Raw genomic sequence first — 1,311 nt, 5'->3', positions numbered from 1 at the left:
TGTCAAGTCCTGGAATAGGTTGACAGTGTTCACCCGCTAAACGCCCGATGCACCGCATCGGGCGTTTTGTATTTGAGGGCGGCATGTGGCCGCTCGCAGTTGTAGATGTTCACCGACTGTTCGACCATCTTTGCGGCCTGCTTGAGATCGGCCGGGCGATGCAGCAAGAACTCGCCTTTGAGGATGCCGTTGATCCGCTCTGCCAGTGCATTCTGATAGCAGTCGTAGCCATCGGTCATCGAGCATCGCAGACCATGGCGTCGATGGATGTCCTGGTAATACGTCGAGCAGTACTGGATTCCGCGATCGGAATGGTGGATCAACGGCTGGCGGCTTCGGCGCGTACGCAACGCCTTCTTGAGCGCCAGACTGACTTGCTCGGTCTGCAGGCTGTCATGGACGTGGTAGCCGACGATCTTGCGCGAGAACGCGTCGGTCACAAGGCTCAAGTACACGAACGGACCAGCGGTCGGCAGATAGGTGATGTCGGCAACCCAAACCTGCTCAGGGGCTTTCGGCACGATTTGCTCCGGGCCGGCCTTCAATAGGTTCGGATGGCGCCGGAAGCGGTGATGGCTATGGGTGGTCTTGTGATACGCGCGGTGTGGCGCGACCAGTAGGTGCGCGGTGCGCAGCACGTCGAACAGTCGGTCCCGCCCCAGCTTGATACCACGCTCGACCAGCGCTGGGCCGAGCAGATGATGCAGCTTGCGCGTGCCCAGCCTCGGTTGTCGCAGACGGATGTTCTGTACCAGCGAGGTGACGGTCTCGGCTTGCGAGCAGCGACGAGCCTCGCTCTGGCAACGCTTGTAATACGCTTGGCGGCTGATGCCCATGTATCGGCAGGCCCGCTCGACGCTCAGCTTTTCGACCCGCTTTTGCGCGACGACCTGCCCGAAGGCTTTTTTACGGGGATCCCGTAGTCCTTGCGCATCACGTCGATCACCGCCTCGAACAGCGCGGCTTTCTCCTGCGCTTCTCGCAACTGCGTCTCCAACTCCTTGATGCGTTGCTCCGGTGTGAGCGGCTTCGAATCTTGCTTCGGCATGGTGGAACCTGATCGCGCACGACCGGATGGATCGGCCCAATCCTGCAAGCCGTGCTTACGTAACCATACCAGCACCGTCGAGCGGCCCTGAATGCCGTAGCGTCGCTGCGCCTCTTTGTAAGTCAGATCGCCTTTTTCGACTTGCACCACCACCGACAGCTTAAAAGCCAGGCTGTAGTCCCGCTGCGTCCGCTTGATCCCTTGCTCCATCTGGCACCTCCTCGCCTCGGCGAAAAAGTGTCAACCTATTTCAGGATGGGTCA

1 protein-coding gene is annotated in these 1,311 nt (G+C 60.0%); it reads right to left on the bottom strand.

Going from position 1 to position 1,311, the window contains the following annotated elements; all coding sequences use genetic code 11:
- Nucleotides 1–29: 29 nt before the first annotated feature.
- Nucleotides 30–1,258 (bottom strand): IS3 family transposase gene (locus LGN19_RS39440; protein WP_226220243.1). Its coding sequence is split into 2 segments (ribosomal slippage): nt 30–890 and nt 893–1,258, totalling 1,227 coding nucleotides; the frame shifts between segments, so codons are not numbered across the junction.
- Nucleotides 1,259–1,311 lie beyond the last annotated feature (53 nt).

Source organism: Burkholderia sp. AU30198 (assembly GCF_020419825.1).
Classification (GTDB): Bacteria; Pseudomonadota; Gammaproteobacteria; order Burkholderiales; family Burkholderiaceae; genus Burkholderia.
The sequence above is the reverse complement of the archived record's forward strand: the minus strand, read 5'-3'. Positions and strand labels throughout refer to the sequence as shown.